19 protein-coding genes are annotated in these 24,209 nt (G+C 72.9%); 14 read left to right on the forward strand and 5 right to left on the reverse strand.

Translation table 11 applies throughout. From position 1 onward, the window contains the following. Window positions 1-99 precede the first annotated feature (99 nt). The 5 genes from WMF43_RS24930 to WMF43_RS24950 all read left to right on the forward strand — a co-directional run bounded on the left by WMF43_RS24930 (window position 100) and on the right by WMF43_RS24950 (window position 3,729). Window positions 100-678 carry a type IV pilin protein gene (locus tag WMF43_RS24930; RefSeq protein WP_437683719.1) on the forward strand — a complete coding sequence of 193 codons (579 nt, stop codon included), beginning with the start codon at window positions 100-102 and terminating at the stop codon, window positions 676-678. Between the two features lie 145 nt (window positions 679-823). Beyond that, window positions 824-1,435 carry a pilin gene (locus WMF43_RS24935; RefSeq protein ID WP_437683721.1) on the forward strand — a complete coding sequence of 204 codons (612 nt, stop codon included), beginning with the start codon at window positions 824-826 and terminating at the stop codon, window positions 1,433-1,435. Between the two features lie 78 nt (window positions 1,436-1,513). Then, complete coding sequence (locus WMF43_RS24940) at window positions 1,514-2,128, forward strand: type IV pilin protein (RefSeq protein WP_437683722.1); 615 nt, start codon at window positions 1,514-1,516, stop codon at window positions 2,126-2,128. A 60-nt stretch (window positions 2,129-2,188) separates the two neighbouring features. Then, window positions 2,189-2,686: a hypothetical protein gene (locus tag WMF43_RS24945; protein WP_104982459.1), complete on the forward strand. Its 498-nt coding sequence runs from the start codon at window positions 2,189-2,191 to the stop codon at window positions 2,684-2,686. Continuing rightward, entirely contained in the window at window positions 2,683-3,729 is a 1,047-nt protein-coding gene (locus tag WMF43_RS24950) for a hypothetical protein (RefSeq protein WP_437683725.1), read from the forward strand. Before WMF43_RS24945 ends, WMF43_RS24950 begins: the two co-directional genes overlap by 4 nt. 163 nt (window positions 3,730-3,892) lie before the next feature. On the opposite strand, the gene WMF43_RS24955 is transcribed toward WMF43_RS24950, so the two are convergent. Further along, window positions 3,893-5,884: a PEGA domain-containing protein gene (locus WMF43_RS24955; protein WP_437683726.1), complete on the reverse strand. Its 1,992-nt coding sequence runs from the start codon at window positions 5,882-5,884 to the stop codon at window positions 3,893-3,895. A 735-nt stretch (window positions 5,885-6,619) separates the two neighbouring features. After that, window positions 6,620-9,409: a hypothetical protein gene (locus tag WMF43_RS24960; protein ID WP_437683728.1), complete on the reverse strand. Its 2,790-nt coding sequence runs from the start codon at window positions 9,407-9,409 to the stop codon at window positions 6,620-6,622. Window positions 9,410-9,743: 334 nt separating this feature from the next. Here WMF43_RS24960 and gatC point away from each other — a divergent pair, with 334 nt between their 5' ends. From gatC to WMF43_RS24995, 7 genes are all read left to right on the forward strand, one after another. Further along, window positions 9,744-10,055 carry an Asp-tRNA(Asn)/Glu-tRNA(Gln) amidotransferase subunit GatC gene (gatC, locus tag WMF43_RS24965; protein WP_437683729.1) on the forward strand — a complete coding sequence of 104 codons (312 nt, stop codon included), beginning with the start codon at window positions 9,744-9,746 and terminating at the stop codon, window positions 10,053-10,055. A 5-nt stretch (window positions 10,056-10,060) separates the two neighbouring features. Next, window positions 10,061-11,605: an Asp-tRNA(Asn)/Glu-tRNA(Gln) amidotransferase subunit GatA gene (gene gatA / locus WMF43_RS24970; RefSeq protein WP_437683731.1), complete on the forward strand. Its 1,545-nt coding sequence runs from the start codon at window positions 10,061-10,063 to the stop codon at window positions 11,603-11,605. 21 nt (window positions 11,606-11,626) lie between these two features. Further along, window positions 11,627-12,214, forward strand: a complete 588-nt coding sequence (locus tag WMF43_RS24975) for a GNAT family N-acetyltransferase (protein WP_437683733.1) — start codon at window positions 11,627-11,629, stop codon at window positions 12,212-12,214. 71 nt (window positions 12,215-12,285) lie between these two features. Further along, a complete protein-coding gene (locus WMF43_RS24980) occupies window positions 12,286-13,491 on the forward strand; it encodes an NAD-dependent epimerase/dehydratase family protein (RefSeq protein WP_437683735.1) in 1,206 nt (401 codons plus the stop codon). 32 nt (window positions 13,492-13,523) lie between these two features. Beyond that, a complete protein-coding gene (locus WMF43_RS24985) occupies window positions 13,524-14,828 on the forward strand; it encodes a lysophospholipid acyltransferase family protein (RefSeq protein ID WP_437683737.1) in 1,305 nt (434 codons plus the stop codon). Continuing rightward, a complete protein-coding gene (locus tag WMF43_RS24990) occupies window positions 14,825-16,117 on the forward strand; it encodes a tRNA pseudouridine synthase B (RefSeq protein ID WP_437683739.1) in 1,293 nt (430 codons plus the stop codon). The genes WMF43_RS24985 and WMF43_RS24990 overlap by 4 nt, the downstream gene beginning before the upstream one ends. A gap of 220 nt (window positions 16,118-16,337) precedes the next feature. After that, window positions 16,338-17,630 carry a hemolysin family protein gene (locus tag WMF43_RS24995; RefSeq protein ID WP_437683740.1) on the forward strand — a complete coding sequence of 431 codons (1,293 nt, stop codon included), beginning with the start codon at window positions 16,338-16,340 and terminating at the stop codon, window positions 17,628-17,630. Between the two features lie 183 nt (window positions 17,631-17,813). Here WMF43_RS24995 and WMF43_RS25000 read toward each other — a convergent pair whose 3' ends face one another. Next, window positions 17,814-19,013, reverse strand: coding sequence for a formin (locus WMF43_RS25000; RefSeq protein WP_437683741.1), 1,200 nt, complete (start codon window positions 19,011-19,013; stop codon window positions 17,814-17,816). A 527-nt stretch (window positions 19,014-19,540) separates the two neighbouring features. Here WMF43_RS25000 and WMF43_RS25005 point away from each other — a divergent pair. Beyond that, on the forward strand, window positions 19,541-20,401 hold the full coding sequence (locus WMF43_RS25005) for an alpha/beta fold hydrolase (protein ID WP_437683742.1): 861 nt from the start codon (window positions 19,541-19,543) through the stop codon (window positions 20,399-20,401). Between the two features lie 42 nt (window positions 20,402-20,443). Here WMF43_RS25005 and WMF43_RS25010 read toward each other — a convergent pair whose 3' ends face one another. Then, window positions 20,444-22,855: a Tex family protein gene (locus tag WMF43_RS25010; protein WP_437683744.1), complete on the reverse strand. Its 2,412-nt coding sequence runs from the start codon at window positions 22,853-22,855 to the stop codon at window positions 20,444-20,446. 535 nt (window positions 22,856-23,390) lie between these two features. Between WMF43_RS25010 and WMF43_RS25015 the strand changes: the two genes are divergently transcribed. Continuing rightward, on the forward strand, window positions 23,391-23,717 hold the full coding sequence (locus WMF43_RS25015; protein WP_437683745.1) for a four helix bundle protein: 327 nt from the start codon (window positions 23,391-23,393) through the stop codon (window positions 23,715-23,717). A gap of 47 nt (window positions 23,718-23,764) precedes the next feature. Here the strand turns inward: WMF43_RS25015 and WMF43_RS25020 are convergent, their stop codons facing one another. After that, window positions 23,765-24,085: a four helix bundle protein gene (locus WMF43_RS25020; RefSeq protein WP_436609282.1), complete on the reverse strand. Its 321-nt coding sequence runs from the start codon at window positions 24,083-24,085 to the stop codon at window positions 23,765-23,767. Window positions 24,086-24,209: the final 124 nt, after the last annotated feature.

Here is a 24,209-nt window from a genome sequence, read left to right on the forward strand (position 1 = left end):
CCTGAAAAGATGAACGAAGTCATGAGCTTCTCGTGCAAACCACCGGCGGCGCCAGGCCGCGTTCTGGCTGGCATACGCCCTGCAGAAAGGAGCCAACGAATGCGGGTCACGCAGCGACAGCGAAACGCAGCGCGGCGAGGGTTCACGCTCGTCGAGTTGCTCGTGGTCGTGGCGATGGTCGGTGTCCTCGCGGCGCTCGGCCTCGTCGGTTACCGCAAGTACATGAACGCAGCCGGCATGGGCGAGCCGAAGGCCGTCATGCAGTCGATCCGCGGTGCGGAGGAGTCCTACAAGGCGGAGATGCTCGTCTACCTGGACTGCTCAGGCACGCTCGATGACTGGTATCCGTCGGCGGATCTCGGCGATAGCAAACATGCCTGGAACGCGGTCCATGACGACGCCGACGAATGGCGGATGCTCAACGTCTCGACGGACGGCGCGGTCAAGTTCGGGTACGCGGTGGTGGCGGGCGTGAGCAACGCGTTCCCGACCAACACCGGCACGACGTACACATGGCACGGTCTCCCGGGATCGCCGCTGACCGACCCGCAGTTTGCGCCGAACGGCCCCTGGTACGTCATCCAGGCGGCCGGTGATCGCGATGGGGATGGAACATTGGCCTTGCTCCTGACGACATCCACGATGTCCGGGATCTACTGGGAGAACGAAACGGAATAGAGGGGTTTCGCCGCGGCGCGGGCGCCCAGCGCGCCTGCGCCAGCGGGGGAAGGTTTGTCGCGCTGCGGGTCGGCCGGGCCCCGCACCAGGCGTCTTGTTCAGTCAGGTCTCTCGGCAACAGAGTTTCTACGGAGGATCGACACCCATGCGTGCTTACAAGCGATACAACAACAGGGGCTTCACGCTCGTCGAGCTCATGATCGTCGTCGCCATCATCGGCGTCCTCGCCGCGCTGGCGATCTACGGCGTGACCAGGTACCTCGCGAGCGCGAAGACCTCGGAGGCGAAGAACACCGTGGGCGCGATCTCCCGCGCCGCCGCCGGCGCGTACGAGCGGGAGAGCGCTCCCCCCCAGATCCTGGCGAACGGCGCGTCGGCGCAGTCGAGCCAGGCCCTCTGCGAATCGGCGGACGCGGTCCCGGCCGCCCTGACCGACGTCGCCAACAGGAAGTACCAGCCGAACACGGCGCCGAACACGGACTTCGATACGGGCACGGATCAAGAGGGGTGGCGCTGCCTGAAGTTCTCGATGTCGCAGCCGGTCTACTACCAGTACAACTACACGCGGGGCGCCAACACCCCCAACATGCCGGGCACGCCGCCGCCCGTCGGCGCCACCGACACGGGCTTCGAGGCGGGCGCCATCGGCGATCTCGACGGTGACGGCGTTTACAGCGGCTTCGCGCGCGGCGGGACCATCTTCCAGGGCCAGCTGGCGCTGGCCACGCAGGTCTACATCGCGAACGAGTTCGAGTGATCTCTCCGGCTGCCCGGCTCGCGTGAGCCGGGCAGCCCCCGGTCCACGGGCATCGTCTACGATCGGAGGGAGCGTGTTATGTCGAGCACGACGGCGGTCCGTGGACGAGGCTTCACGCTCATCGAGATCATGATCGTCGTCGCGATCCTCGGCGTGCTCGCCGCCCTCGCGATCGTCGGCGTGCGCAACTACCTCGCCACGGCCAAGACGGCGGAAGCCAAACAAACCGTGGGCGCCATCGCCCGCGCCGCCGTGACCCAGTACGAGCGGGAGCGCAACATCTCGCAGCTCTTGCCCAACAACAGCGTCCCCGTGGCGGGCACCCGCATCCTCTGCGCGTCGGCGACGCCGGTCCCGTTCAGCTTCGCGTCGGTCCAGGGGACCAAGTACCAGCCGAGCCCGGCGCTCGGCGACGACTTCATGACGGGCACGTCGATCGCGGGCTGGCAGTGCCTCGGCTTCTCGATTTCCCAGCCCATCTACTTCCAGTACTCGTACCAGGTCGGCGACAACTACGTCAGCGACGGCATGCCCGGCGCGCCCCTCCCGAGCGTCGACGAGGGGTTCGAGGCGGCGGCGCGCGGGGACCTGGACGGCGACGGCGTGGCGAGCACGATGGTCCGCACCGGGGAGGTGCGCGGCGGCGAGATCGTCACGAGCACCCAGATCTACACGAACAACGACATGGAGTGACGCGGCTCGCCCGCGTCGCCCGCGCTTGTTCGCGCGTGGAGGGGGAGGTAGAGAGAGGCCATGAACTGGCGCTCCTGGAGCGCGCTCGAGCTCAGCGCGGCCTTCGCGGTCGGCGGCAGCGTCCTCGCCGTCGCCGTCCCGGCGTTCTTCCGAAACCTCAGCGCGTCCAAGCTGAGCGAGCCGATCGAGGGGCTCGACCGGCTGGTCACCAGCGCGATCGCCTACGCGGAGGCGCGGCCGCAGGAGATCAGCTTCCCTCCCTCGGCCCCGCTGACGCCGGCGCAGGTGCCGCGCGGCGTGCGCGCCGTCGACCCGCCGGAGTCGTGGGAGCACCTCACGTGGCGGTCGCTCGACTTCCGCTTCGAGGAGCCGCACGCGTTCGCCTTCCAGTTCACCAGCGAGCTCGACGCGTCGAAGACGATGCGCTTCGTCGCGACGGCGCACGGCGACCTCGACGGTGACGGGGCGCTGTCCACGTTCGAGGTGCGGGGCGAGCGGGTCCCGGGCGAGCCGGCCCGCGTGCTGCCAGGCATGTTCGTGGACCGCGAGGTGGAATGATGGGCGCCCGTCCGGCGCCCGGGACCGCGGCCCCGCCGGAGGCGCGCGCGCCGCGCTCGCCGCGGTCGCTGAGCGAGCGCGGCGCGCGCGCCCGCGACGCGCTCGTCACGGCCGCGCTGACGGCCGTCGCCGCGGTCGCGATCGGGAGCGTGCGGGCGCCGGCCGCCGACACCGAGCAGCGGGTCAAGGAGACGTCCGACATCTACGTCCTGCCGCCGCCCGACGAGGTGGTCACCCTCTCGCTCGGGTACCGTTCCGCGCTGGCCGATCTGCTCTGGTCGCACGTGCTCGTGTCGCAGGGGCTGCACACCATCGAGCGCCGCCGGTTCGAGAACCTCACGCTGCTGCTCGACGCGATCAACGCGCTCGATCCGACCTTTCGCGAGCCGTACCTGTTCGCGGACGCGCTCATCACCTTCCAGGCGAACACGACCCCGCGCGACGAGGTCGTCAAGGCGCGCGAGATCATGGAGCGCGGGGTGCGGAGCCGCCCGCTCGACGCCGAGCTGTGGCTCGTGCTCGGCCAGTTCGTCGCCTTCATCGCGCCTGCCGGCTACCTCACCGATCCCGCGGAGAAGGCGCAGTGGCGCCTCGACGGGGCCCGGATGCTCCAGCGCGCCGCGGAGCTCGGCGGCGGCGACGCGAGCATCAGCTGGCAGGCGCTCGGCGGCGCGGGCATCCTCGGGCGCGCCGGGGAGCGCGAGGCGCAGATCCGGTTCCTCCAGCGCACGCTGGCCGTCACGGACGACGAGGAGCTGCAGAAGAACCTCCGCGAGCAGCTCGACCACCTGCTCGGCGATCGCGCCGCCGAGGCGTACCGCCGGCGCCTCGACGGCTTCGGCGAGATCTGGCGGCGCGATCTGCCGTTCGTCAGCAAGACGGCGATGCTCGTGCTGGGCCCGCCGCGCGACGTGGCGTACTGCGCCGGCGGCGCGCACGCGGACGAGCCGCGCTGCGCGGCCACCTGGCGCGCGTGGGCGGAGCGCATGGAGCGCGCCGAGCAGCCCCCCTCCGGCGCTGGCGCCGCCGGCGCTGAGCCCTGAAGGCGCCGGAGCGGGCCTCACCGCACCGCGTCGACGCGAGGGGCGTCGGGCAAGAGAAGGCGCCGGAACGGGCCTCACCGGGCGGCGTCGGCGCGAGGAGCGGTGAGCGCGAGGGACCCGCCGCGCGACGTGGCGTACTGCGCCGGCGGCGGTCCTGCGTGTGTCAGTCGAACTTGACGGCCGCGGTCTTGGTCTCCCCGGCCTTCACGGAGACGGTGACGGACTTCTTGCCCAGGTCCGGATGGATGAAGACCACCGTGTGCGAGCCCGCCGGGACGCTGACGCCGACCTTGGGCGTGCTCCCCAGCGGCCGGCCGTCGAGGACCACCTTCGAGACCGGGATCGAGTTGATGTTCAGCGTCGCGCTGCCCGCGGCCGCCTGCGCCGGCGGCGCCTCCGGCTTCGGCGCCTCCGCCTTGGGTGCCGCTTCCGGCTTCGGCGCTTCCGCCTTCGGCGCGGCGGGCGCCGGCGCCGGCGCCGGCGCCGGCTCGGGCGCCGCCGCGGCGGCGACCGGCTCGGGCTTGCTCACCTCGGCGAGCGCGATCTGGATCGTCTTCTCCGCCTGCCCGTCCTCGAACGAGAGCGCCTGGCTGAAGTCCTCGTACCCCTTCTTCGTCGCGACGACCTTCCAGCCCTCCGACGGGTCGACCTCCACCTTCACAGGCGGCTTCTTCCAGGCCGAATCCGGCAGCTTCTTCTCGGTGCCCTTGGCGTTCACCAGCTTGACCGAGGCGCCCGAGGTGGCGAGATCCAGCGTGGCCTGCCCCTTCTTCACCTTCAGCGCGACGGCGCCGAGGTCCTTCATCTGGCCCTGCCCGACCTCCACGGTCTGCTCGAGCGGCTCGTAGCGATCGCCGCCGTCGAAGCGGACCTTGTGCTCCCCGGGCGACACGCTGACCTCGACGGGCAACGTGCCTTTGTCCACGCCGTCGACGAGGACCTTCACGCCGGGCTGCCTGCCCGACGCCTTCAGGCTGGTCGAGGTCGCCACGGTGGGAGGCCGCGCGCCGCTCGCGGCGTCGAGCGTGATCACGACGACCTTCTCCTTGCCGCCCTCGACGATCTCGATCGCGTCGCGCGGCGGGAACTCGGGGGCGAGGATCTTGACCGCCTTCGATCCGGGCTCGAGGTCGCGGACCACGCAGGGCACGGTGTCGCAGCGCTTCTGGCCGTCGATGAAGATCTCGGCCCGGGCGACGGAGGTGCCGCCCGGGGTCTTCAGGTCGATGGTGAGCGCGCCCTTCTTCGGCACGAGCAGGATCACGGCCAGCACGAGCACCGCGAGCAGCGCGAGCCCGCCGAGGACCACGCCCGCCTTGCCGGCGCCCTGCTGCGCCGCAGGGCGCGCGCGGATCGCCGTGGGCTCGTCGTTGCGCGACAGCGGCCGGTGCGCGAGATCCGGCATCGGCGGCGCGGGCGGGGCGCCCGGGATCGCCGGCGGGGTCGGGATGGGGGTGCGCGCCCGCGTGGCCGGCGCCGCGGCGCCGCCCGAGCTCGCGAGCAGCGCCGCCGCCGCCTTCGGGATCGACGAAGAGCTCACGGTCGGGGGCGGGCTGGCCCGCCCGGGCATGCTGTCGTTCCCTTGCTTGTCGTAGATGTGGGTCGACTCCTCCTCGTCGTCCCAGTCCATGTCGACCGCGGCGCCCTTGGCGGAGCGGGGCTTGGCGTCGTCCACGGGCTTCTGCGGCGGCCTGACCGACGCCGGGCGCATGGGAGGAGGCACCACCGGCGGGAGCGAGCTGGGCGCCACGCTGTTCGGCGGCGGCGGCGCGCTCACGGGCGGCAGCGGCGGGGCGGAGATCGCCGGCAGCGACGGCTGGCGCGAGGGGGGCGGGACCACCGGCGGCAGCGAGCTCGTCCTGGCCGACGGGGGCATCGGCGGCGGCAGCGAGCCGGGGTTGGTCCCCTTCGTCACGGTCGGCGGCGGCAGCGAGCCGGGGTTGGTCCCCTTCGTCACGGTCGGCGGCGGCAGCGGGGTGGCCATGCCTGAGGGGAGCGTCACCGCGTGCGGCGGCGGCGGCAGCGAGCCGACTCCCGGAGGGCGCTGCCGCGACTGCGTCGAGGGGGGCGCGAGGGCGGGGCTCGTGGCGCGCGACGATTTCTTCGCGAGCCCCTCAAAGACATCTAGATCGCTGCCGCCCTTGTTATCGGCCATGTTCGGAAACTCCTCAGGACATGCGGCCCGTTCGCCGCGGCTTCCGGGGAACGATCGCGCATGCACCGCGCGAAGCGCGCACCATTGACGGATGATGAGCAGGCCCCTCTAGCGGGCGAGCTCGGCGTAGCCCTGCGTGAACCTGATCCTCTGTAGCGTACCGCTGGTCCGGTGATTTCGCGAGCGCCTTCAGGAGAACCCTGGCTCGCTCCTGCGGCACATACGCCGCGATCTCCCGCGGATCCCGCGCGTCGCTCCCGGCCGCGCGCCGCGCGGCGACCGCGCCGCAGGCGCCCTCGGACATGCGCCTGCCCGTGCTCCGCGCCGGGCGACGGACGCGCGGCGCGCCAGGGTCGGATCGCGCCGCGAGGATGCCAATCCAGCGGCGGTCGCCCGCGCCCTCGGCGCCGCAGCCGAGAGGCAACGCGAGCCTCGGTGCGACGGTGCACCCGCGCGTCCGGCGGGCAGCGCGGAAGACCTCACCCAGCGAGCCCACGCCGATCCGTCCTGAAACGTCGTAAGCTCCGAGGAACTGCAAACGGTGCACCGGCGACCTTGTTTTAGTCCCTCGGACGGCCTGCGTACAAGCCACACCTTGCACCCTATGGGAGGATTCCTGGCTCCGTCCGTGGACTCGGACCGCGACCGGGCCGCGACTCCGCTCCCGCTCCGCAGCACCCCGGCTGCCGGGCTGCATTCCCCGTCTGCATTCCCGGTTTCCGTCCCCCTCCGCGCTCACTGGCTGCTGTCCGTCGTTTCCTCTTTTTTCGGCTTCTTGAAGTAACGGACTCGCTTCTGCTGCAGGGGATACCAGACGCTGTGCGGGACGACCGGCGTGGATTCGAACATCCGGCCTGCGCCGGGGGCCTCGGCGCGCGTGAGCCGGACAGCGCGCGCGCCCGACGGCGGGTGGACGGCGGCGCCGGATAGGTCGGTATCGCCGCCGAGGGCCAGCGAGAGCGGGCGGTGGAGATAGATCCGCGAGGAGCAGCCGAGCCCCGCCAGGAAATCGTGGAGCAGCTTCGCGTCGCGGGGATCGGCGGGCGGCGCGGCAGGGGCCGACGCGTCCGGCGACGCCGCGGCCGGCGCGCTGGACGGCGCGGCCGGCTCCCGCTCGACGTAGATCAACATCCCGTCCTCGTCGTGGACGCCGAGGCCGGCCACGGCGCCCACGCTGCCGCCGTACCCGGCCGCTACCCGGACCGCGCCGCGCACCGGAGCGGTCGGCGAGATCGAGAACGCCCCCGCCGAGTGCCAGACGCTCGACACCTCGGACTGACCTGCTCCCGCGGCGGCGGCGTCGGCGGCGAGCACCGCCACGACGGCCCCGACCGAGCCCGCCCCGGCCGGCGGGGGCGCCCAGGGCTCGCTCGCCGGCGCGGCCGCGACGGTCCGCGGGTCCACCTTGAGCACCCGCAGCCGCACGTCCGGCCGCGACGGGTCGGGGCGGATCTCGGTGAGGGCGAGCGCATACGGGAAGCCGTGCTGCGGGAGGCCCTCGGTGCGCCAGGCGCCCTCCCCGGCCGCGGCCGGCGCGGCGCGCGTCGCGAGGGCCGGGCCCGGGAGCAGGTGCCGCAGCGTCATGTAGAAGTAGTCGCGCGCTTCCCGCCGGATGTAGCGGGGGAAGTTCATGAGGCCCATGCCCCGGATGAGGCGCCGGCCGCGGAACCGATAACCCGAGAGCCCCGAGACCTCGCCCTCGGCCTCCCACTCGCCCTGGATCGGGCGGCCCAGCGCCGGCAGCTCGCCGCTCGGCGCCACGTAATAGAACTCGAGCCCGCTGTGGCCCGCGTTCATGTCGAGCGCGATCCCGTACGCGCAGCGGGCCTGGATCATCGACTGCGACAGGGCCTCGGGGCTGACGTCGGCCCCGTAGAAATAGGCGACGAAGCGCTCCTTCGTCAGGCAGATGCCGGTCCGGACCGTGTGCGTCTTGTCCGCCCAGCCGGGCGGCGTGCCTCCCCACCACGTCCGCCCGAAGGGGTTCCACTTCTCGTCCTGGACCATGACGGTCATGTTCTGGCGGAACGAGAGCATCCAGTCGGGGATGGTCTCGTCCTCCGACCAGGTCCCGAAGAGGGTGCTGCCGTCGCGCCGGACGGCCACCGTGGCGGCGTAGGGCTTCGGCGGCAGGTACACGACCCCGTCGGCCATCATGCCGAACTCGCCGTGCATGGCCTGGAAGCCCGCGTTCGACGCGGCGACCACGCGCTTCATGACCTCGGGCGTGCGCGGGATGAGCCCCGGCCCCGCCTCGCCCGTCGCCCCCTTCGGCTCCACCGTGCCCGCCATCATGTGGAGCTCGACCTGGCGCGGATCCCAGAGGGCGATGTAGACGCGCGTCGCCTTGCGCGAGCGGTCCGCCCGGATGAACGTGGTCATGAACGCTGGCGGGAGCCCGTCCAGCTTGCGCACGAAGGCGTCGCCGCCCTGCGGGTTCCACTGCCCCTCCCCGGGCAGCGCCGGCGTCACCCACGGCTCGAGCGGCGACGGCGGCCAGCCGATCTCGGGATCGATCGGGATCTGGCGGACCGGCGGATCCAGCGCGCTCTTGCCGAGATCCGCGGCGATGTCCTCGGCGCCCGTGTCGCCCGTCACCGCCTCCTTGTTGCGGAGGACGAAATCGAGCGCCGTGAACGCCACGGCCTTGACCGTCTGCATCGCGGCGTCGCCGATCACGAACCGCACGCGGTCGACCGCCCACGTGACGAGGTTCCCCGGCCGCGCGACCTCGCCCGACTCGGCGCGGATCCACGCCGGCAGCGGCGCGGCCGCGCCGTGGTACGGGAGGCGCACCTCGCGGCCGCTGGAGCGGACGACGAGGCCGCCCTCCTCGAGGGCGATCGCGATGTCGCCCGCGCTCAGGGCGGGCCGGCCCTCCCGGCCGGGCTCTTCGCCGCTCGGCTCCGCGCCGCCGGGCTCGTCGCCGCCGGGCGCCGGATCCCCGGTGAGATCGATGGCGAACGTGCGCCGCCCGATCCCGCGGATCCGCCCCGTGGCTTGCCAGTTCGTGACCGCGTGCTGCAGCCGCTCGGTCCAGGACCAGTCGGCGCTGCCCGGCAGGGGCTGACCGTCGAGCGCGAGCACGTGCACCGTGGGCGACGCGGCGTCGATCAGCGGGCGCGAGACGTACGCGAGCGTCTCGCCGCGGAGCGCGGGCCTCGACTCCTCGGCGCCGCTCGTCTCCGTGAGGTTGTGGACCCCCGAGACGTCGAGCAGCACCCCTTCCGGCGAGAGCTCCGTGTCGACGAGGTAGAGGTCGGTGGGCTCGCCCCGGACGGCGCCGCGCGCGACCGCGCGCGCGCTGGCGCGGAGCGGGCTGAACGCGCCGCGCGGCGGGTCCACCCAGAACACGTCGCTCGGGGCCGCCGTGATGCCCCGCTCCGCGAGCGCCGCGGCGAGCGCCGTCGATCGGTCGCCGGCGCCTCCGCCCACGCCGGGCGACATGGCCACGGCCGCGGACGCGCAGAGGACCAGGATGCCGATGCGCTCGCGGCGCAGGGAGGGCGTGTTCGTGGACTGCATTCGCCAGCAACGCGCAGGAGGTCGGGCCCCTGCCCGCGCGGACGACATCGTCGGGCGCGCGCGGGGCTCCGGCGATATCACCGTTTCTGCACCGCGACCAGATTCGGGGGGAGCGCCGGCGAGACGCCGCGCGATCTCCGCTCGCCCTGCGCGGCCTCCGCTCGCCCGCGCGGTCTCCGCTCGCCCTGCGCGGCCTCCGCTCGCCCCGCGCCCGCCCGGCGGCCGCCGCGCTCCGCGCGACCGGCGCTTTCGTCCGCGGAACCGGCGGCCGCCGCGCTCCGTGCGACCAGCGCTGGCGTCCGCGGAACCGGCGGTGCTACATCGGGCGCTCGCCATGTCGAACGCTGATTCGCCCCCGATCCGCCGCGACGAGGCGCTGACGATCGCGCGCCTCGCCCACCTCGACCTCTCCGCTGAGGAAATGGAGCGCCTCACCGGTGATCTCGGCAACATCCTGAGCTACGTCCGGCAGCTCGAGGAGCTCGACGTCTCGGCCGTGCCGCCGACGGCGCACGTGCAGATCGAGCGGCTGCCGCTCCGCGCCGACGAGGAGGCGCCGAGCCTGCCGCGCGAGGTGGCCCTGCGCGAGGCGCCGCGCGTTGAGGACGACGGGTTCGCCGTGCCGGCGTTCGTGGACGAGGGGTGAGGCCGATGGAGACAGCGATCCTCGATCGGTCGATCCCGGAGCTCGCGGCGCTCGTGCAGCGCGGCGAGGTGAGCGCGGAGGAGGTGGCGCGGGCCGCGCTCGCGCGCATCGAGCAGCGCGACGGCGCGCTCGGCGCGTTCCTCACGGTGCAGGGGGAGCAGGCGCTCGAGGCCGCGCGCGCGCTCGACGCGCGGCGCGCCCGCGGCGACGCGCTCGGCCCGCTCGCCGGCGTGCCCGTCGGCCTCAAGGACGCGCTCTGCACCGAGGGCGCCCCGACGACCGCGGGCTCGAAGATCCTCACGCGGGCTGCGCCGGGCGGCGGGTCGTCGAAGGGGCCCGATCCGGCGCGCGGGTACCGCCCGCAGTACGACGCGACGGTCGTCGCCCGCCTGCGCGCCGCCGGCGCGATCCTGCCGGGCAAGTGCAACATGGACGAGTTCGCGATGGGCTCGTCGAACGAGAACAGCGCCTTCGGTCCGGTGAAGAACCCGTGGGACCGGACGCGCATCCCGGGCGGCTCCTCCGGCGGCAGCGCGGTCGCGGTGGCGGCGGGCATGACGCCGGGCGCGCTCGGCTCGGACACGGGGGGCTCGATCCGCCAGCCGGCGAGCCTCACCGGCGTGGTCGGCCTCAAGCCCACGTACGGCCGGGTCTCTCGCTACGGCCTCATCGCGTTCGCCTCGAGCCTCGACCAGATCGGCCCGTTCGCGCAGGACGTGAGGGGCGCGGCGCGCCTGCTCGAGGTCATCGCGGGCCGCGACCCGCGCGACGCGACGAGCCTCGACGCGCCCGTGGGCGAGATCGAGGCCGCGTGCGGCCGCGACGTCGCCGGCCTGCGCATCGGCGTGCCCGAGGAGTACTTCGCGAAGGGCATCGATAAGCAGGTCGAGGTGAAGGTGCGGGAGGCCATCGAGGGCCTGCGCGGGCTCGGCTGCGAGATCAAGCCGGTGCACCTGCCGCACACGCGGTACGCCGTGGCGGCCTACTACATCGTCGCGACCGCGGAGGCGTCGTCCAACCTGGCGCGCTTCGACGGGGTGCGCTTCGGGCTGCGCGTCGAGGGCGAGCGCGGGGGGAAGCCCGACCTCCAGGCCCTCTACGGCGCGACGCGCGGCGAGGGGTTCGGCCGCGAGGTGAAGCGGCGCATCCTGCTCGGCACCTACGTGCTCTCCGCGGGCTACTACGACGCGTACTACCTGCGCGCGCAGAAGGTCCGGACCCTCATCCGGCGCGATTTCGACGAGGCCTTCCGCGAGGTCGACCTCATCGCCGCGCCCGTCTCGCCGACGGTCGCGTTCCGGCTGGGAGAGCGGGTGGACGACCCGCTGTCCATGTACCTCGCCGACGTCTACACGCTGCCCGCCAGCATGGCCGGGCTGCCCGCGATCAGCGTCCCGTGCGCGACCACGCCGGCCCGGGACGGCGGCCCGCCGCTGCCCGTCGGCCTGCAGCTCATCGGCCCCGCGCTCGAGGAGGCCCGGCTCTGCCAGGCGGCCTACGCATGGGAGCAGATCTCCCCGGTGCGAGGGCTGCGCGCGCCGGGCGCGTGAGGTGAGAGGAGGAGCGCGGCGATGAGCGCACCCATCGCGACCGCGGCCGCCGGCCCGGAGCACCTGGCCGGCCTCGACGCGCTCTTCGAGGCGGCCGGCTCGCCCTGTTATTGCCGTTACTACCACTTCGGGGGCACGAACAACGAGTGGCTCGCGCGGTGCTCGGACGGCCAGGGCGAGAACCGCCGGGAGTTCGCCGAGGCGCTCGCCGCGGGCAGCGACGAGGCGCGGGGCGTCGTGGCGCTCGCGCCGGAGGTCGTCGGCTGGCTGAAGGTCGCGCCCGCCGCCGCCGTGGCGAAGGCGTACGAGCGCCGGCTCTACAAGGGGCTGCCGTGCTTCGCCGGCGACCGCGAGGGCGTGTTCCTCATCGGCTGCGCCGTCGTGCACCCGGCTCACCGCCGTCGCGGCGTCGCGACGGCGCTCGTCGCCGGCGCGGTGGCGCTCGCGCCCGCCTGGGGCGCGCGCGCCCTCGAGGCCCTGCCGCGCCGCTCGAGGGAGCCGGTGCGCGACGACGAGCTGTGGACCGGTCCCGTCTCCGCGTTCACGCAGAACGGATTCGTCGAGGTGCACGCCTTCGAGCCGTATCCGGTGCTGCGCCGGACGCTCTGAACGCGCGGCCGTCTGCGTGGCGCGCCCGCGCTTGCGTGCGCCAGCCGACCGGGTAGTGTCGCGCCCGTCGCATGGCTCCCCTCCCCGAGCACCCCGACGATCCGGCCTTCGACGCTGTCGACCAGGGCTCCTCCGCCGCCCCGGAGGCCCCTGCGCCCACCCGCCAGGCCTCCCGCCAGGCTGGCGCGGCGAGCGGCGGCTCGATCGCGCCGACGGCGCCCGAGCCCACGGAGGCCTCGCCCCCGAGCGAGCCCGCGGCGTCGAGCTCGCAGCGCGCGGCGCCGCGCCCCCGGGGTCGGGTCATCGCGCTGACCGGCGCCGCCTCGTTCCTCGGGCGCAACCTCATCGGCATCCTCGAGGAGGATCCCCGCATCGCCCGCGTCGTCGCGATCGACGTCAAGCCGCCGGACACGGGCGGGTCGAAGCTGCGGTTGCACGCGGTCGACCTGACGGCGCCCTCGTCCGAGGAGCGCGTCGCCGACGTGCTCGCGACCGAGCAGGTGGACACGCTCGTCCACCTTTGTTTCCTCTCCTCGCCGACCCCGGCGACCGCCTGGGCGCACGAGCTCGAGTCGGTGGGCACGATGCACCTGCTCCACGGCGCGCGCCAGGTCGGCGTGCGCAAGCTCATCCTCTGGAGCCAGACGATCCTCTACGGCGCGCACCCAACCAACCCGAATTTCCTGACGGAGCGGCACCCGCTCCGCGCCGATCCGGAGGAGCGCTTTTTCGCGGACAAGATGGCCGCCGAGCGGGAGTTCAACGCCTTCGGCGCGAGGGCCAAGGGCACGACCGTCACGATCCTCCGCACCGCGCCGATCCTCGGTCCGACGGTCCAGAACTACCTCACGAGGTTCCTCTCGCAGCGGCTGGTCATGACGATGCTCGGCTTCGACCCGCTGTGGCAGTTCGTCCACGAGGTCGACGCGATCGCCGCCTTCAAGCTCGCCATCGACGGCGATTTCCAGGGGACGTTCAACATCGTGGGCGACGGCGTGCTGCCGCTCTCCACGGTGGTGCGCCTCGCCGGCCGCACGCCGGTCCCGGTGCTGCACAGCGCCGCCGGCCCGCTCGTCGCCGCCCTGTGGGCCGCGCACACGGCGGTCACGCCCCCCGCCTTCCTCCGCTACCTGCGCTATCTCTGCGTGGCGGACGGCGAGAAGGCAGCGCGCGTCATGGGATTCCGGCCGATGTACACCACGCGCGAAGCGCTGCTCGACTACGTGAACGCCCAGCGGTTGCGGGACGTGCGGCTGCTTCAGGAGACGCCCGCGTGAGGCCCCCGCGCGAGGTGGTTGGGGGTAGAGGCATGGCCACGGAAGACGATCAACAGCGCACGGGAGCAGGAAACGGTGCGGCGGCGAGCGCGTCGGCGGGTGCGACGGCGAGCGCGTCGGCGAGCGCGCCGGCTGGTGCGTCGACCGGCGCGCAGGCGCAGCCCGATCTCCCGGGCTCCAGGCCCCTCGTGCCGAGCATCGACGTCGATGACGAGGAGACGCGGTACCTGGCGCCGATCGGCCCGACCGAGCCGTCGGAGGCCCGGAGGGCGCAGTCCTCCGCGGCGCAGGCGCCGGCCATGCCGGAGACCGCCGAGGAGCTGGAGCGCCAGATCCGGGAGCTCGAGGCGCGGCTCAAGGGCATGCTCGCGGGCGCCGGGGATCGCGCGCTCGACGCCGGCGGCGCCGCGGCCGGCGAGCCGTCGACCGAGCGGAGCCCCCGCGGGGGCGGCGCCGCCAGCGAGCTCCCCCTGCCCGAGCCGGGTGCGGCGCGGGACGTCCTGTCGACCGACTTCTACCTGCGGCAATGGGGCCGCGCCGGCATGCGGAGCCGCGTGGAGGAGGTCGACGAGTTCGGCTTCGATCCCAAGTACGAGGCCCGGTACAGGCCGCTCTTCGACTTCCTGCACAAGCACTACTTCCGGATCGATCTCGAGGGGATCGAGCACATCCCGGGCGAGGGGCGGTGCCTCGTGGTGTCGAACCACTCGGGTGGACCCATCCCGTACGACGGGCTCATGCTCCGGACGGCGGTGCGGCGCGAGCACCCGGGGCAGCGCGAGCTCCGCTGGCTGGCGGAGGACTTCGTGTACTACCTGCCGTTCGCCGGCACGATCATGAACCGGCTCGGCGCCGTGCGGGCCTGCCCGGAGAACGCCGAGCGGTTGCTCGCGGGCGAGCGGCTCGTCGCGGTGTTCCCGGAGGGGGTTCAGGGCATCGGCAAGCTCTACAAGGACCGGTACCGGCTCCAGCGGTTCGGCCGCGGCGGGTTCATCCGGCTCTGCCTGCGCACGCGCACGCCGCTCGTCCCCTGCGCCATCGTGGGCGCCGAGGAGACGAACCCGCTCCTCTACCGGATCGAGCACGTCACCCGCGCGCTCGGCATCCCGTACTTGCCTGTCACGGCGACCTTCCCGGCGCTCGGGCCGCTCGGCCTGGTGCCCGCGCCGACCAAGTGGAAGATCCGCCTTGCGGAGCCGATGCGCTTCGACGCCTACGGCCCCGAGGCGGCGGACGACCAGATCCTGGTGCGGCGCCTCGCCGAGCGGGTGCGCACCACGATCCAGGGCCTCATCGACGACACCCTGGCGACGCGGAAGTCGATCTGGTTCGGATGAAGCGGACCGCGCCGGAGGATCCCGCGTTCACCCCCGAGCAGCCCGCGCCCGCGGCCCCGCTGCCCGCGTCCGCACCCGCGGCCCCGCTGCCCGCGTCCGCGCCCGCGTCCGCGTCCGCGGCCCCGCTGCCCGCGTCCGCGCCCGCGCCCGCGTCCGCGTCCGCATCCGCCCCCGCGGCCCGACTGCCCGCGCCCGCGCGGGCGGCCGGCGCGGACGCGCGCCCGCGCGGCGGGCGCATGGACGGCGTGCTGGTGATCGACAAGCCGAGCGGCCCGACGAGCCACGATGTCGTCGCCCGGCTGCGCCGCCTGCTCGGCGTGAAGCGCATCGGCCACGCTGGCACGCTCGATCCCATGGCCTCCGGCGTCCTCGTGGTGCTCGTCGGCGAGGCCACGAAGCTCGCCCCGTACCTGACCGCGCAGGACAAGCGCTACACGGCCCGGGTCGTCCTCGGCGTCGGGACCGACACCCTCGACGCGGAGGGCGACATCACCGCGACCCAGGCCTTACCGCCGTGGCTCGAGGAGGAGCTCGACGCGCTCGCCGGGCGCGGTGTGCCCCCGATCGGCGAGGCGCTCGCGCGCGCCGCGCCGCGCATCGCGGCGGCGCTCGACGCGGAGCGGGCGCGGCGGGAGCAGACGCCGCCGGCGTACTCGGCCATCAAGGTCGCGGGGCAGCGCAGCTACGCGCTCGCGCGCGCCGGACAGGCGGTGGATCTCACGCCGCGGCCCGTCGAGGTCCGCTCGCTCACGCTCGCCGGCGTGTCGCGCGGCGAGCCCGGAGCCCTCGCCGGCGCGGCGGCCGCGCCCGCCGCGCTCGAGGTCGAGCTCGACGTGAGCAAGGGCTACTATGTCCGGTCGCTGGCGCGCGACCTCGGCGCACACCTCGGCCTGCCCGCCCATCTGTCCGCGCTCCGTCGCACCGCGAGCGGCAGCTTCGCCGTGGCCGAGGCGGTGCCGCTCGACGCCGGCGCCGACGTGCTGCGCGCGGCGCTCCGCCCGCTCGCCGCGGCGGCGTCCGCCAGCCTCCCCGTCGCCCGGTTGACCGAGCACGGCGCGCGCCGCGCGCGCCTCGGCCAGCCGCTCTCCGGGTCCGACTTCTCCTCCCCTCCTGCACACCCCGGCGCCACGGTCTGGCTGGATCCGGACGGCCACGTGGTCGCGCTCGGCGCCGCGGAGCCCGGCGCCGACACGCTCCCCGACAGCCCTCCCCCTCCGTCTGCGACTCGGTTTTCCGTCCTCCGCGGCTTTTCGGGCGCGGTTGATGTCCAGAAACCTGCCGAGGAGTAGGTAAAAAACCGCAAGAAAACGGCAAATCCCTGGACTTCTGCACACCCAAGGATCATGTCATCTGGCGGCGCGCTATCGTTCCGGTCGAGCCTGGGAGTCTGCAACCTGAGAGAAGTCCAGCAAGAACGCGCAAATCCATCTTTTCGTGAGATTTCGCGCCGCGGCCCGGTTGCGCTCCCCTCGACTGTTCCGTTACGATTCGCCAGGTAGGAGCCTCGGTTTGAGTCCCGATTTCGTTCCATTGCCAGCGCTCGGCGCTGCAGTTCTATCCGCCGCACTTGGTGCGCTGTTCGTCGGCGCCGACACCGCACTGACCACGCTGAGCGCAACAAGGCTCGGCGCGCTGATTGAGCAGTCCACAGGCCCCACGAAGGCCGCCTATGAGCGGATCCGTCGAGAGGACGCGAAGATCCGCTCCCGCTACTTGCTGGGCTGGGTGGCCTCGACCAGCTTGACCGCCGCGTTCTTCGACCTCTTTTTCCGGCGCACCTTCCCGGGCGCTGCCCTCTACCTCGGGCTGGCGACCACGATCGTCCTCAGCGGGGCGCTCTACGAGGTGAGCTCCACGCTGGGCCGAAAACACGCGGATCGCGCCTCCCTGGCCGCGGTCCGGTTCTTGCGCCCACTGGAGATCCTGATGTTGCCGCTCGCTGTCCCGCTCGGCTGGATCGGCTCCAGGCTGGGGTCGAAGGACGGTGAGCAGCCGTCGGACCCGCGGGTGGCGGAGGCCGAGGTCGAGATCCTGGTGGATGAGGTCGAGCGCTCTGGCCTGTTCGGGCGAGAGCCGGCCGAGATGATCCGCAATGTGCTGGAGTTCGCCGACCTCACGGCGCGCGACGTCATGGTGCCGCGCTCCAAGGTGGAGGCCATCGAGGTCTCGACGCCGCTGGAGAAGGTGCTGGAGATCGTCACGGAGAGCGGGCACTCCAGGTATCCGGTCTACAAGGATCAGATCGACAACATCGCCGGTCTCCTCTACGCGAAGGACCTGTTCAAGGTGCTCGAGGAGCGCCGGCTCAAGAACACGACGCTCCGGGAGATCACGCGGAGCCCCGCCAATTTCGTCGCCGAGTCGCAGCCGCTCTCCTCTCTGCTCAAGGAGATGAAGAGCCGGAGACAACACCTCGCCATCGTGGTCGACGAGTTTGGTGGGATGTCGGGGATTGTCACGCTGGAGGACGTGCTCGAGGAGATCGTCGGCGACATCCGCGACGAGCACGACGAGACGGACGACGGGGCCGCCATCCAGGACCTCGGCGACGGGCGGCTGGTCGCCGACGCCGCCGTGTCCATGAGCGATCTCTCGGCCTACCTCGGCGCGGAGCTCGACCGCGAGGGGAAGTACGACTCGCTCGGCGGCATGCTCACGCAGCACGTGGGCAAGGTGCCCGAGGTGGGCACGGCGGTGAGCAAGTTCGGGCTGCGCTTCATCGTGCGGGACAGCGACGAGCGGCACATCGGCAAGGTGGAGATCGTCCGGCCCCGCGCCATGGGCGCCGGCGGCGCCGCCTGATCCAGGACCGGGGGCGCCGCGCCAGCGCGCCCAGGTGCGCCGGCGCGGCGGGACCTCCTGGGCTTTCCCGGGAAGCCCGGCCGCGTGCGGCCGCGTCAGCGTTCAGTCTGGGATGGGGAGGACGACCGGCGGGCCTCGCTGTCCTGCTCAAGAGGACGGCGCGCCCGCCGGGGCGCGGCGGCGCTACCGGTGCAGCGAGATCTTGTGGAGCTCGTTCGCGAGATCGTCGCCTTCCTTGAGGAGGCCCGGCGTCTCGGTGGCGGGGTTGTCCTTGTTGCCGTTGAGCAGCTGGTTGATGTCGCGGATCGCGCCCCGGAGCTTGAGCGCGATCTGATCGCTCGTGAGGCCGGCGACGGACTGAGGGTCGACCGGGAGGGCCTGCAGATCGCCGCCGGCGAGATCGCCCTTCGTCCAGCGGGTGGCCTCCTTCTCGACCTCCTTGGCGCCCTGCTGCGAGCGCTCGACCCGGGTCACCGAGTACTTCGCCGGCCAGTCCTTGCCGAACGGGAACGGCGCCTTGTTCGGGACGAGCTCCGCGAGCGTCTTGTCGCCGTCGCGGCGGAAGACGACGGAGAAGTTCACCACCGGCTCGTCCTGCTCCTTCCACGCCTTCTCGACGGGCGCCTGCGCGGCGGAGAGGACGTTCTTGAGGCTGTCCTTGGTCTTGTTGAGATCCTGGACCGCGGTGGTGTAGGCGAGGACCTGGCGCAGCACCTTCCCGGGGAGGCTGCCGACCTGCTTGCCTTCCAGGTTGGTCGCGTCGAACGGGATGTTGATGGCGCCCAGCTCGGTCGAGAGCTGCGCCGGGAAGCTCCTCTTCGACAGCTGCTCCGCGCCGGCGGCGAGCTTGTCGTTGAGCTCCTGCATCTTCTCGTTCGCGGTGCGCACGTCCTTCTCGAGGGCCGCGGCGCCCTCGACGGCGAGCTTGCCGCGGTCGCCGCGCTCCTTCTGGCCGCCGGCCACGAAGCCGATGCCGATGCCGATGAGCGCCGCCATGGCCGCGAAGAGCGCGGTCCGCTTCGAGGCCTTCCGGCGCTCCTGCTCGATCTCCTCGCCGACCTCGACCTTGATCGTCTGCGCGGCCGCCGTGGGCTTGGGCGGCGGCGTCTGGATCTGCGGGCGCGGGGCCGGCGCGAACGCGGGCAGCGGGATGCCTGGAGAGATGCCCGGCGGAGGGGCGATGCCTCCCACCGACGGCATGGGCGGCCGCGCGCTCTGGTGCGGCGGAGGCACAGCCCCCGCGCCCCCATCAGGCGGCGGCCCCGATCCAGGCTGCGGGCCCGGCACGGGGAGGGGGACGGCCGCTCCCTGTGCCCCGCCCATGCTCGTCTTGCCAAGCCGAGCCTTCAGATCGATTTTGCTCTTCTTCTTTTCTTCAGCCATCGGCTCCTCGGGACGGGATCGCTGCACCACTTCGCCCAGAACCTCCCAGCCCGCCCGAGATGGCCGACCCACCACGGCCCGGTCCGGAGCTGCGCCTGCGGGGACAGGTGGTGACACGGGCCGGCGTCCAGTGGGCCGACCTGGGAGCGGGGGAGGAAAAGATCAACAAACAGCGGGAGCGCCGGGCAAGCGGACGACCCGCCCGGCACGTTAGCGGCGCGCCGCCAGGAATGTCAACGCGATGGCGATCGCGGCGCGGCATGTGGTTCGATACGCGACAGGCAGGCCGCGCGGGGACGCGGGCGCGCGGCCGCGTCATCGCCGGAGGATGAGCCCGTCGTCGGCCTCCTCGAAGGCGGGCGCCGCCGGCGGCATGGCCCTCCGTGGAGGGACCGGGTAGGAAGCAGAGGCTCATGGTCTCTTTCAGATCGGGCGGGGACCGGACTCTGCCGCCCTCTTCCATGTTCGGCGGGGGTCGGCCTCCGGCGCCGCCGCGGCGACCGCCTCTCCGGATGGAAACCCGGCGGGTGACGAGCTTTGATGGAACCGAGATCGCCTACCGCGTGACGCGGCCGCCCTTCGAGGGCGCCAACACGGTAATCCTGGTCAATGGACTGGGGGGCCCTTACCTCGCCTGGCGAGGACAGATCGAGTACCTGTCCGACCAATACCGCTTCATCACGTGGGATTACCGCGGGATGTACGAGTCGCAGCGCCCCTCGCCGGATGTCCCGGGCGCCTACGCCGTCGCGAACCACGTGCGCGACCTGGAGATGGTGCTCGCCGCGGAGGGGATCCGGCACGGATCGCTCGTGGGCTGGAGCATGGGCGTCCAGGTTGCCCTCGAGGCGTTCCGCCGGCTCCCCGGGTTCGCCAGGAACCTGGTCCTCCTGAACGGCACCTCCCGCCGGCCGCTGGAGGCGCTGGGGCCGCTGCCGGGGCTCGGCCGGCTGGTCCCGTCGCTCGTGGATCTCGCGACGCGCGCGCACGCCGTGGCGAGCCAGGTGACGCGGCGGGCCATCCGCCAGCCCGACGTGGTGACCTGGCTACGGCGGATGGGGATGCTGGAGACGAGCCTCGACGGCGAGGTGATCGCCGAGCTCGTGCAGCCGCTGGAGCAGCTCGACCTGGAGGTGTTCTTCAGGAACCTCCGCGCGCTCGGCGCCCACGACGCCGAGGACGTGCTCGAGCAGATCGACGTCCCGACGCTGCTCATCACGGGCGACCGCGACACGTTCGCCCCGCGGGCGCTGGCGCAGGCGATGGCGCGCCGCATCGCGATGGCCGAGATCCTCGTCGTGCGCGGCGGGACGCACTACACGGCGGTGGAGTTCCCGGAGCTGGTCTCGCTCCGGATCGAGCGCTTCTTCGCGGACCACGGGTTCTGATCGCCCGGGGGCCGCCGGCGAGCCGACGCCCCCCCCGGGGGATCATTTCCGCAGCAGATCGGCGAACGGGTTGTTGCGGAAGCCGCCCGCGGAGTTGCCCTGTCCCTTCCCCTGCGGCTGGCCTTTCCCCTGCGGCTGCCCGGGCCGGCGGCCGTCGTTGCGATCGTTGCGGCCGCGCGCGTCGCCGCCGCCGGCGGCGGCGCCGGGGCGCGCGCCGGCGGGGGCGCCGCCCTTCTTCGCGGTGAGCGAGATGCGCTTGCGCACGAGGTCGACCTCCAGCACGCGCACCTTGAGCTTCTCGCCGACCTTCACGACCTCGTTCGGGTCCTTCACGAACCGGTCCGCGAGCTGCGAGACGTGCACGAGGCCGTCCTGGTGGACGCCGACGTCGACGAAGGCGCCGAACGCCGTCACGTTGGTGACCACGCCCTCGAGCTCCATGCCCGGCTTGAGGTCCTCCATCGTCCGCACGTCGTCGCGGAAGTTCGGCGGCTCGAACGTGGCGCGCGGGTCGCGGCCGGGCTTCTTGAGCTCGCTCAGGATGTCGTTCAGCGTGAACGAGCCGACGTCGCCGGACTCGTACCGCTTCGGGTCGATCCGCGCGATCGCCGCCGCGTCGCCGATCAGCGACCCGACCGGCACGCCGAGGTCCGCGGCGATGCGCTCGACGAGGCCGTAGCGCTCCGGGTGCACGGCGCTCGCGTCGAGCGGGTGCTCCCCTCCCCGCACCCGCAGGAAGCCCGCCGCCTGCTCGAACGTCCGCGGCCCGATGCCGGGCACGTCGAGCAGCGCCTTCCGGCTCTTGAAGGCGCCGTGCACGTTCCGGTGGGCGACGATCTTCTTCGCGAGGCTCGGGCCGATGCCGGCGACCCTGGCGAGCAGCGGCGCGCTCGCGGTGTTCAGCTCGACGCCGACCATGTTGACGCAGCTCTCGACCACCTCGTCGAGCTTCCGCGCGAGCAGGCCCTGGTAGACGTCGTGCTGGTACTGGCCGACGCCGATGCTCTTCGGGTCGACCTTCACGAGCTCCGCGAGCGGATCCTGGAGCCGCCGGGCGATGCTGATCGCGCCGCGCACGGTGAGGTCGAGGTCGGGGAACTCCTCGCGCGCGACCTCGCTCGCGGAGTAGACGCTCGCGCCCGCCTCGCTCACGGGCACGCAATAGAGCTTCTCTGACGTGGGCCGGACATCGGCGTTCGCCGTCTCCGTCAGCCCTTCGGACGCGAGCACGTCCTTCACGAACGCCTCGGTCTCGCGGCCGTGCGTGCCGTTGCCCACGGCGACGGCGCGGAGGGGGTACTTGCGGCAGATGCGGCGCAGGTCCTGCCGCGCGCGCTCGAGGGAGTCGCTGCTGCCGACGAGGTAGATCGTGGTGTGCTCGAGGAGCTTGCCCGTCTCGTCGACGACGGCGCACTTGCAGCCGGTGCGCTGGCCCGGGTCGATGCCGAGCACCGCCTTCGTGCCGAACGGCGCGGCGAGGAGGAGCTCGCGGAGGTTCTGGGCGAAGACCTCGACCGCGGCGCGATCGGCCTGCATCTTGAGGTCGACGCGCACGTCGCTCTGCACGGCGGGGAGCAGGAGCCGCTTCACGGCGTCCTCGGCGGCCTTCGCGAGCTCGCCGGCCCACGGCGTCTTCGGCCTGAGCCCCACCGCGGCGTGGATGGGCGGGACGAGCGGCTCGGGCGCGAGGTCGATCGAGGCGCGGAGCACGCCCTCGGCCTCGCCGCGGCGGATCGCGAGGTAGCGGTGCGAGGGGATGTTCGCGACCGGCTCCTCGAAGCTCGCGTACATGTCGAACTTCGTCTGCTTGCCCTCGTGCTCCTCGTTCTTCTGGACCTTGATGACGCCCTCCTTCGCGTACGCCTCGCGCACGAGCTTGCGGACGTCGGCGTGCTCGGCGATCCGCTCGGCGCAGATGTCGCGCGCGCCGGCGAGGGCGGCCGCCGTATCGGGGACCTCCTTCTCGGCGCTGACGAAGGCGCGGGCCTCCTCCTCGGGATTGCCGTCCTCGGGCTGCGACCACATGCGATCCGCGAGCGGCTCGAGGCCGCGCTCCTTCGCGATGATCGCCCGGGTGCGGCGCTTCGGCTTGAACGGGAGGTAGAGGTCCTCGAGCTCGGCCTTGGTTCGGCACGCCCGGATCTTCGAGGCCAGCGCGTCGGTGAGCTTGCCCTGCTTCTGGATCTCGGACAGCACCGTGGCGCGGCGCTCCTCGAGCTCGATGAGGTAGGCGCGGCGCTCCTCGATCGCGCGGATCTGCACCTCGTCGAGCCCGCCGGTCGCCTCCTTGCGGTAACGGGCGATGAAGGGCACCGTCGCGCCTTCGGCGAGCAGCTTGGCCACGGCCGAGACGCCCTGGCGGGGAAGGCTCAGCTCCTCGGCGAGGAGCGGGACGGGATCGAAGGTGCTTTCCGTGCGGCTCGGGACGGCGACAGGGCTCTGCGTCTCAGTCATGTGCGCGGCATACGCGCAGGGTGCACGCGCGTCCAGGCTTGACTTGCGGGGTCGGCGCGGGCGCGGATTGCGGACGCGGACACGGGCGCGGATGCGGTCACGGACGCGGACACGGGCGCGGACGCGGGCGCGGACACGGGCGCGGATGCGGTCACGGACGCGGACACGTGCGCGGGCGCGGGCGCGGGCGCGGACGCGGCTTGCGGACGCGGACGCGGACGCGGACGCGGACACGGGCGCGGGCGCGGACGCGGACGCGGACGCGGACGCGGACGCGGATGCGGACGCGGACGCGGACGCGGACGCGGACACGGACACGCTCGCTCGGGACCAGCCAGCGTACCGGCGTGCTCGGGGGGCGCAAAGCCAAGCCGTGCTCGCCGTCCTCGCCGTCCTCGCGCGCTGCGCGCGCTGCGGGCGGCTCCGGGCGGCTGCGCGCGGTGCGGAGCTTCGCTCCGCAGCTTTGCGCCCCCCTGCGCGCGCCGGTGGAGGGCGGGGGCCCGGCGAGCGGGTCGTCGGGCTGGAGGAGGCCATCATGCTTCGAATCTATGACGTCGTTCTCAAGATGATCGCTGGACTGGCTACGGTGGCTGAGCAGATCGAGCGGCGAGACTCGGACCTCGCAAGGCAACTGCGCAGGGCGGCGGCGAGCGTGGCGCTCAACACCGCGGAGGGCATGGGCAATACGGCCGGACACAAAAGACAGCGCTACCAGACCGCCTTGGGCTCGGCTCGAGAGGTCATGGCCTGTGTCGATGTCGCCAAGGCCATGCGCTACGTCACCGAGGTCGACGCAGCTACGGTTGACCACCTCGATCATGTGATCGCCACCCTCGTCCGCCTGGTCCGCCCACGGGCGTGACATCACGGAGGGCGGGCCGTCGAGAAACGGCCCGCCCTCGACGCTGATCACCGCGCGAGCCGGTGCACGGTTGCCACGATCCGGTCCAGTGTATCCCGGAGCGCCGGATCCACCTGGTCGAGGTAGCCCAGCGCCTCGGCCACATCGAGGCAGGCTCTCACCTCCGCCGCGGAGCCGAGCGCATTATGGAAACGTGCACGCACGTTCCTCCCTTGCGAGTACGCTCCTTCGTGCAGGTTCAGCGGCACGCTCGCCGCCGCGCGTCGCAGCTGATCGGCGAGATTGGAGTCCCTGGTCCCGATGCGCTCGATCAGCGGCCGCAGCTGCCGCACCAGGTCGATTGCGATGGAGTAGATGCGAAGAGCCATGATGAACCTCCGTTCGCCCCGCGCCTCCGGGGCCCCCCCGGCCCGCCCGCGCGCGCAGGGAGGCGCAAGGCTGCGGAGCGAAGCTCCGCACCGCGCGCAGCCGCGCGCAGCGCGCGAAGCGCGC

This window comes from Sorangium sp. So ce131, from assembly GCF_051519095.1.
GTDB lineage: Bacteria > Myxococcota_A > Polyangia > Polyangiales > Polyangiaceae > Sorangium.